9 protein-coding genes and 1 pseudogene are annotated in these 6757 nt (G+C 47.6%); 4 read left to right on the forward strand and 6 right to left on the reverse strand.

Annotated elements, in window-relative coordinates; genetic code table 11:
* Positions 1-391: cupin domain-containing protein (locus tag Q0277_RS09235; protein WP_297997463.1), on the forward strand; the 391-nt coding region annotated here is incomplete at its 5' end.
* Positions 392-459: 68 nt separating this feature from the next.
* On the opposite strand, the gene Q0277_RS09240 is transcribed toward Q0277_RS09235, so the two are convergent.
* Together Q0277_RS09240 and purM are read right to left on the reverse strand one after the other, a co-directional pair.
* A complete protein-coding gene (locus tag Q0277_RS09240; RefSeq protein ID WP_297997464.1) occupies positions 460-675 on the reverse strand; it encodes a hypothetical protein in 216 nt (71 codons plus the stop codon).
* Positions 676-859: 184 nt separating this feature from the next.
* Positions 860-1843, reverse strand: a complete 984-nt coding sequence (gene purM / locus Q0277_RS09245) for a phosphoribosylformylglycinamidine cyclo-ligase (RefSeq protein ID WP_297997466.1) — start codon at positions 1841-1843, stop codon at positions 860-862.
* A gap of 73 nt (positions 1844-1916) precedes the next feature.
* Between purM and coaE the strand changes: the two genes are divergently transcribed.
* The 3 genes from coaE to dapF all read left to right on the forward strand — a co-directional run bounded on the left by coaE (position 1917) and on the right by dapF (position 4636).
* Positions 1917-2591 carry a dephospho-CoA kinase gene (gene coaE, locus Q0277_RS09250; protein ID WP_297997468.1) on the forward strand — a complete coding sequence of 225 codons (675 nt, stop codon included), beginning with the start codon at positions 1917-1919 and terminating at the stop codon, positions 2589-2591.
* Between the two features lie 65 nt (positions 2592-2656).
* Positions 2657-3577 carry a tetratricopeptide repeat protein gene (locus Q0277_RS09255; protein ID WP_297997470.1) on the forward strand — a complete coding sequence of 307 codons (921 nt, stop codon included), beginning with the start codon at positions 2657-2659 and terminating at the stop codon, positions 3575-3577.
* Between the two features lie 180 nt (positions 3578-3757).
* Entirely contained in the window at positions 3758-4636 is an 879-nt protein-coding gene (gene dapF / locus Q0277_RS09260; RefSeq protein ID WP_297997472.1) for a diaminopimelate epimerase, read from the forward strand.
* Positions 4637-5212: 576 nt separating this feature from the next.
* Here the strand turns inward: dapF and Q0277_RS09265 are convergent.
* The 4 genes and pseudogenes from Q0277_RS09265 to Q0277_RS09280 form a co-directional block, all read right to left on the reverse strand.
* A complete protein-coding gene (locus Q0277_RS09265) occupies positions 5213-5359 on the reverse strand; it encodes a hypothetical protein (protein ID WP_297997474.1) in 147 nt (48 codons plus the stop codon).
* The gene (locus tag Q0277_RS09270; RefSeq protein WP_291938608.1) at positions 5356-5520 is read right to left on the reverse strand and encodes a hypothetical protein; all 165 of its coding nucleotides are present in this window, start codon (positions 5518-5520) and stop codon (positions 5356-5358) included. The genes Q0277_RS09265 and Q0277_RS09270 overlap by 4 nt, the downstream gene beginning before the upstream one ends.
* 104 nt (positions 5521-5624) lie before the next feature.
* Positions 5625-5960: a hypothetical protein gene (locus Q0277_RS09275; RefSeq protein WP_297997475.1), complete on the reverse strand. Its 336-nt coding sequence runs from the start codon at positions 5958-5960 to the stop codon at positions 5625-5627.
* Between the two features lie 81 nt (positions 5961-6041).
* Positions 6042-6757, reverse strand: a pseudogene (locus Q0277_RS09280) (ATP-binding protein); the annotation flags it as partial.

Genomic DNA, 6757 nt, shown 5'->3' on the forward strand with positions numbered 1-6757 from the left:
GAGTGATAAAATTTTTGCAGGCGGGCTGCCGAAAGTCACGCTGCTTTTCGGCGCAACGCCTTATGCAAACGCAGGGGCGGCGCTGGTACATTTTCCACGCGGAGTACGCACGGCGTGGCACACGCATCCTGCGGGGCAAAATTTAATCGTAACGAAGGGCAAAATTTACACTGGCACGGCGGACGGAATCGTACAAATCGCCAGCCCCGGCGACGTGGTGCTCTGCCCGCCTGGCGTCAAGCATTGGCACGGAGCCGGACTGCACGAAGACGGAGAGCACATCGCGGTAACCTTTGAAAAGGACGGCAAAAACGTAACGTGGATGAAGCATCTAAGCGAGGACGAATATAAAAACCTCATCGAAAAAGCGGACGCAAAGGACGCGGAGTAGTATCCCCCGGGTAGAATTTACGGCAGTTGCAGATAAATTTTTTTGCGTGCCGTTAGGCGCATTTAAATTTATCCCTCAATGCCAAGCAGATCGCTGAAAATTTCTTTACAATACTGCATGAAGCGTTTGGGAATTTTAACGCCGCTGATATCCACGGCGATGACGCTATCTTGGACTTCAAAAACGATAAGCTCGCTAGTGATTTTCACAGCCTTGCAGCCGTTATAGCATGCGTCGCCTACACTTGGCGTATAAGCCGTTATGCGGTGCGTCTGCGTCCTCATACCGCCCGAGCTTGATTGGTCTTTGGAAAAGCAGAGTTCTTATAGTCGTACCTATCGTCCGCAAGGTCTATCATATAATAATTATCGGCGCTATTTTCGGAGGTAGTAGCAATACCGGCTTAAAAATTTAGTCTAAGCATAAATTCTGCTTTGGCAAAAAGCGGCAAATTTTACCGCTTCAAATTTAAGCAAATTGCACGCCCCCGCCTTTTACGACCTCTCCGATGACGTAGCCGTCGGTGTTAGCGAGCACGAAGTTAGCGTTTTCTTTCGGCGCTACGACGATCATGCCAACGCCCATATTAAACGTCCTCATCATCTCTGCCGGCTCCACTTTTTGCGCGATGATTTTAAATATCTCAGGCGTGCGGATCGCGGTGTGCTCGATCTTCGCACCCAGCCCCTCCGGAAATACGCGCGGCAGGTTTTCCACGATGCCGCCGCCCGTGATGTGCGCGAGCGCGTGGATCTTATCTTTTAAATTTAAAAAGTCGCCGACGTAAATCCTGGTCGGTTCCAAAAACATGTCGATGAGCGCGCGGCCGTCTACTTTGTCGTCAAATTTCAGCCCTAGCTCGGCGATCACTTTGCGCGCGAGCGAGAAGCCGTTTGAGTGCAGGCCGCTGCTAGGAAGCGCGATGAGCGCATCGCCCTCGCGGACGAATTTTGAGCGGTCGATCTCGTCCTCCTCGGCGATGCCCACGGCAAAGCCTGCAAGGTCGAAGTCGCCTTTTTCATACATCGAGGGCATCTCCGCCGTTTCGCCGCCGATCAGTGCACAGCGGGCGAGCTTGCAGCCCTCGGCGATGCTTTTTACGACTTCTTTTGCATCGCTGATCTCAAGCTTCGCCGTCGCGTAGTAGTCGAGGAAAAACAGCGGCTTGGCGAAGTTGCAGATGAGGTCGTTCACGCACATCGCGACGAGGTCTTGACCCACGCCGTCAAATTTGCGCGCGTCGATCGCAAGTCGTAGCTTTGTGCCTACGCCGTCGGTGGCGCCTAGGATCGCAGGTTTTTTGTAGCCTGCGGGCAACCTCACCGCGCCGCTAAACGAGCCGATACCGCCCAAAACGTGCGGAGTTTGCGTAGCTTTGACGAACGGTTTTATCGCCTCTACGAAGTCATTTCCCGCGTCTATATCGACGCCAGCGTCTTTGTAGCTTATCAAATTTTATCCTCCAAGATGGTATAATTTTGCAGATTTTAGCTAAAATCGAATAAAAACGCTATAAAGGCTCACCTTGAAATTTAAACACGCCGTCGTCATCACGGGCAGCATCGGTAGCGGCAAGAGCGCGGTTTGCGAGCTACTTCGTGATCGCGGATTTGAGATTATCGACGCCGATAAGATTTCGCACCTGGTTTTGGATCGCTGCGCCGCGCAGGTGGCTGAAATTTTCGGCGCGCAATACGTCGTGCAAAAAGACGTACAGGTCGAAAATTTTGCCTCGCATGCGGAATTTAACGCTAGATCGGACGAGGAAATTTCGTCCGCCACCTGCGCCTCGGTGGACCGAAAAAAGCTAGGCGAGCTGGTGTTTAAAAATCCTGCTGAGCTTGCAAAGCTAGAAGCGCTGCTGCATCCGAAGATAACGGCTGAAATTTTATCGCAGGCGCAGGCTTTGGAGGCGAAAGGAAAGCTTTTTTTTGTCGATATTCCGCTGTTTTTCGAGGGCAAGAGGTATGAGTTTTTTGATAAAGCAGCGGTCGTTTATGCGCCTAAAGATACGCTGATCGCGCGCGTGATGAAGCGAAACGGACTGGATCATGCCGCCGCAAAGCACCGCGTGGAACTGCAAGCGGACATAGAGCAAAAGCGCACTATGGCGGACTTTGTGATAGACAATAGTGGCGATCTCGCCGCGCTTGAGGTCGCGGTGGAGAGATTTTTAAAAGAGCTAAAAGATAAAATTTAGCCCTTTGCACGGTTGCGTAAAATTTCTACGCGAATTAAGATGGGATTTAAAATAAAGGAGCGATGATGAGGATCGGTAGCTGTGCCCAAAAGGGCGCTAAATTTCAAAATTTTAAAAGCACGCCGCTTAAAGAGCGGTTAAAATTTACGGCGCGAATGGTTTTGCTCTCCGCGCTGTTTGCGACGGGCGCTGCGGCGGAGATCGACGATCTAAGGAAGGGCTGCGCCGCGGGGAGCGAGATGGATTGTAAAAAACTAAGCCGCGTGATAAATGAGCTGCAGCGCAACTGCGACGCAGGCGGCGAGGAAAACGCGCTGGATTGCGCAAATTTGGGCTACGCATACGACTCAAATAGAAGCTTCAGGCAGGCCGCGCGCTATTACGACATGGCGTGCAAGCTCGGCGAGCAGAAGGGCTGCGTCTATTTAGGGCTGCTCTACAACGACGGGCAGGGGGTGGCGCAGGATCGCAAGAGGGCGAATGAGCTTTTTAGCGATGCTTGCAAGAAAAACAGCAGCGAGGGGTGCGCGAGCCTTGCATACAACTATAAAAAGGGGCTCGGCGTCTATCCCAACGTGAAAAAGGCGATCGAGCTTTTGATCAAGGCTTGCAAAATGGGGCAGGTAGAGGCGTGCCATAACCTAGGGCTTAGCTACGTTCTTGGCGAAGGCGTGAAAAAAGACGCGGACAGGGCTAGGATATTTTTTAATAGGGCTTGTGAGCAAGGACACGCGGATTCTTGCGTAAATTTAGGCGTCACGTATTTCAAAGGCGACGGCGGGCAAAAGGATCACGCCCTTGCTGCGAAGTATTTTAGCGAGGCGTGCGAGAGAAGCGACGAGCCGCTAGCCTGCTCAAATTTGGCGTATCAATACGAAAAGGGCTGGGGCGTAGCGAAAGATAAAAAGAAGGCACGCGAGCTTTACGAAAAGGCTTGCAAGCTCGGAAGATTTGATGCTTGCGAGCATTTAGAGACTATGAGATGAGAGGCTCTAACATCCATTGTGAAAGGCGCGTAACAAAATGGGCTCACGAAAGAAAATGTGTTAGTAAATTGAGTCTTAGTAAAGCCTAGGAATAAGCGATACGCTTAAATTTAGATAGAAGTAAAATTTTAATAAAGCGTTAGTGAGCGTTAGTAATTTTAAAAATTTGCGAGGTAGATAATGAAAATTTCAAAATATAATGCGAGCGGAAATGATTTCGTAATATTTACGGATTCAGTTAAGGCGGATAGATCCAAGCTAGCGCGTGAGCTATGCGATAGGCGCGATGGAGTAGGCGCTGACGGGCTCATCGTCGTACTACCTAAATTTAACGGTATCGAGGGGATAAACTTTGAGTGGGAATTTTATAATAGCGACGGCAGTAGCGCCGATATGTGCGGCAACGGCTCGCGAGCGGTATGCATGTATGCGTATGAAAATTTTTTGGCCGCGCAAAGTATGAAATTCCTAAGCGGCGCAGGCGTAATTAGCGGTGAAATTTTCGGTATTTTCGGCGGAAATTTGAGCGAGAGCATGCGAGGCGAGCTACGCAATGTAAGCTTTGGCGAGATTTTCAATCTGCGTCCTAATGCTCACGCGTTAGTAGCTAATGTCGAGGTAATGTTAACTCATCCTAAGCGCCTGGGCGAAAGCTTTGAGGAGGCAGGGCTAACGTGGTATTTTTATAACACAGGAGTGCCGCACTTAGTAACTTTTGTTAGCGATTTAAATGAGTTCGACGCCGCACTAGCCCGCGATCTGCGTGAAAAGTATAACGCTAACGTTAATTATGCGTTAGTTCAAAGCCGCCTCGCAAGCAAAATTTTAAAGGTGCGCACCTTTGAGCGTGGCGTAGAAGCCGAAACTCTCGCATGCGGTACGGGGATGGCAGCATGCTTCATCGCAGGCGTCGAAAATATGGGGCTAGCTCCCGATATCCGCGTGATACCTGCAAGCGGTGAAACGCTAAATTTACGCTTAGGGGATGGAGGCAAAATTTACTTTCGCGGCGACGTTAGGCATACTTTCGATGGCGAATTTATCGGATACGTGGAGTAGGCAGGGCGAAATTTCGAGCCGGTTTGCGTAATAATTTTAATTGCGAAGTAAAATTTGGCGCTTAACTGCAAAATTTAATTCCTAAATTTCTGAATTTTATGAAATAAAATTTCAAAATTTTAGTGCGCGGAATTTTACTACTAAGTTTGAAATTTTTTGATTGAATTCTGCACTTGCATTGCGCCAATTTAGGCTTCTGCGGAATTTAAGCGTTATAGCATTATAAAATTTACGCTCTAACCCGATCATTTGGTTTATAATTTTTGCTGCCACCGCAAAAAATCCGCCGTGTTCGCACAAGTGAAATTCCGTCGCATTTGCACGAGTGAAATTCCGCCACTGATAGCAGAAAGCGTGGCATCAAGCGCAAATCCTCGCTGCGGGTAAAATTCTGTCATTGACGATAAAAGCTAGATTTATCGATACGACAATTCTTGAAGCGCGGTAGAATTTACTAACGACGATAAAAGCATAGTGTGGTTACGGCGAAATTTAAAATTTGCACCAGCCGAATTCCGTCGCGCCGTCATTTTGTCGTTTAAATTTTAAATTCCATCCGCGTCGGTTTGGCCGAAACTAGGCATAAAATCTGATGATTAACTCTCTGGCGAGCGCTAAAATCACGACGAAGATTGTAAATTTTAATAAAGATTTTTGTCGCATCGTGGCGAGCATAGCGATGCCGAATAAAACGAGCGCAATGTCTAAAAATGTATCTTTCATACGCTTAATTGAAATTTAATCAAAATGCCAAGTATGACAAGAAGTATTATAAAGCGCAAGATTGATCGCATGGAGGATAGATCGCCAAATTCTTTGTCATATTCCTTTTTTACCTCCCACTCAGCTTTCCAGGCGAACATTTTTACTATAAAATCCAGCATTTTCATCTCCTTTTTAAGGCTAGTCGCATAAAAACGAAATTCTGTCGCTCCACGTGAAATTAAAGAATTCTATCTAATTGGCGCTTAAAATTTTTAATTTTGAACTATTTGTCGGCGTTTTGGACGAGCGTTTTTTCGTATTTTTCGATAAAGCTTCGCCCTGACTCGCATAGGCGGTAGATGAAAATCTTCGACGCCTTGCCCGCATCAAGCCCCGTATCCTTAATGCTTTCGCGCTGCAGGTAGCCCCAGTTTTTATGAATTATATCAAGAGTCGATTTGACCGAGGTGTAGTTGCGCCCACTCGCAGCTGCGAATTCGTTTACGGGCCTCATAAACTCCCCATCGCTTTGCTTATTGCGACATAAAAGTCCCCCTTTGCCTTGCGATTCGACCAGTTTTAGCGTTTCATAAATGAGTTTGTCTTTTAATTTGATCATCGGCTTTCCCTTGCGTAATTGATATGGGTTTGCCAAAATTATATCATAAAATTTGTATTTTATGATATGAGATGTCAATAATCAGAAGCTAAGCGCGAATTCATGAAACGGCACTACATCGCAGCGGATGCCCTCAATCTCGAGCCTGCCGGAGTTTGCCATAGAAACGACTTTTAAGCTCGTGATGCCGAGCCTCTTGAGCACGCTTAAAATTTTGCGGAATTTTAAAAAGATAATGTCCGCGTCGCTGAATGGGATGACGAGAACCCCCATCTTTAGAGCAGGCAGGTAAAAATCTAACTCTTTTGTGTAAAAAATCGGCGTATTTAGCCCCAAAAGCTCGCAAAAAAGGACGTTGGCAAATTTTTTCGAGAAGTCCTTTTTGCTTGTTAAAATTTCGCGCATATTAAAATGCGAAAAATATAGTTTTTTTGCGCGCGCGGGCTCGCCCACCTTGCTTAAAAATCTGATGAAATTTTCCCGCTCAAGTTTAGCGATGGTGCCGTATACGGCGTCTTTGGAGATCTTGATGCGCGGCTTTAGCGCGGTGTAAATTTTATTTGCGCTAAATGCGGTGTGGACGAAGCTTAGGCACTCTTTGAGGATTAAAATCTCCGTGCGGCTAAAGTTTGCCGCAAGCAGCCTCTGCTCGAATTCTAAAATTTCAGCGGGGGTTATGAAGGGGTTTTTTGCGCCGCCGCCTTGGGCTAAAAACGCCGAAATCATAGAGTTTATCTCGTTGTGGCGCTTGTCGAAGGCGATAAATTCTTCAAATGAAAGCGGCAAAAGCTCAAGCC

The sequence above is a fragment of the uncultured Campylobacter sp. genome (assembly GCF_938030815.1).
In the GTDB taxonomy this organism is placed as follows: Bacteria; Campylobacterota; Campylobacteria; order Campylobacterales; family Campylobacteraceae; genus Campylobacter_B.

Bases quoted from the DNA above. Each gene is read 5' to 3' on its own strand.
- Q0277_RS09240 (WP_297997464.1), bottom strand. From the start codon at position 675: ATGAGGACGCAGACGCACCGCATAACGGCTTATACGCCAAGTGTAGGC.
- Q0277_RS09255 (WP_297997470.1), top strand. From the start codon at position 2,657: ATGAGGATCGGTAGCTGTGCCCAAAAGGGCGCTAAATTTCAAAATTTT.
- dapF (WP_297997472.1), top strand. From the start codon at position 3,758: ATGAAAATTTCAAAATATAATGCGAGCGGAAATGATTTCGTAATATTT.
- Q0277_RS09265 (WP_297997474.1), bottom strand. From the start codon at position 5,359: ATGAAAGATACATTTTTAGACATTGCGCTCGTTTTATTCGGCATCGCT.
- Q0277_RS09270 (WP_291938608.1), bottom strand. From the start codon at position 5,520: ATGCTGGATTTTATAGTAAAAATGTTCGCCTGGAAAGCTGAGTGGGAG.
- Q0277_RS09275 (WP_297997475.1), bottom strand. From the start codon at position 5,960: ATGATCAAATTAAAAGACAAACTCATTTATGAAACGCTAAAACTGGTC.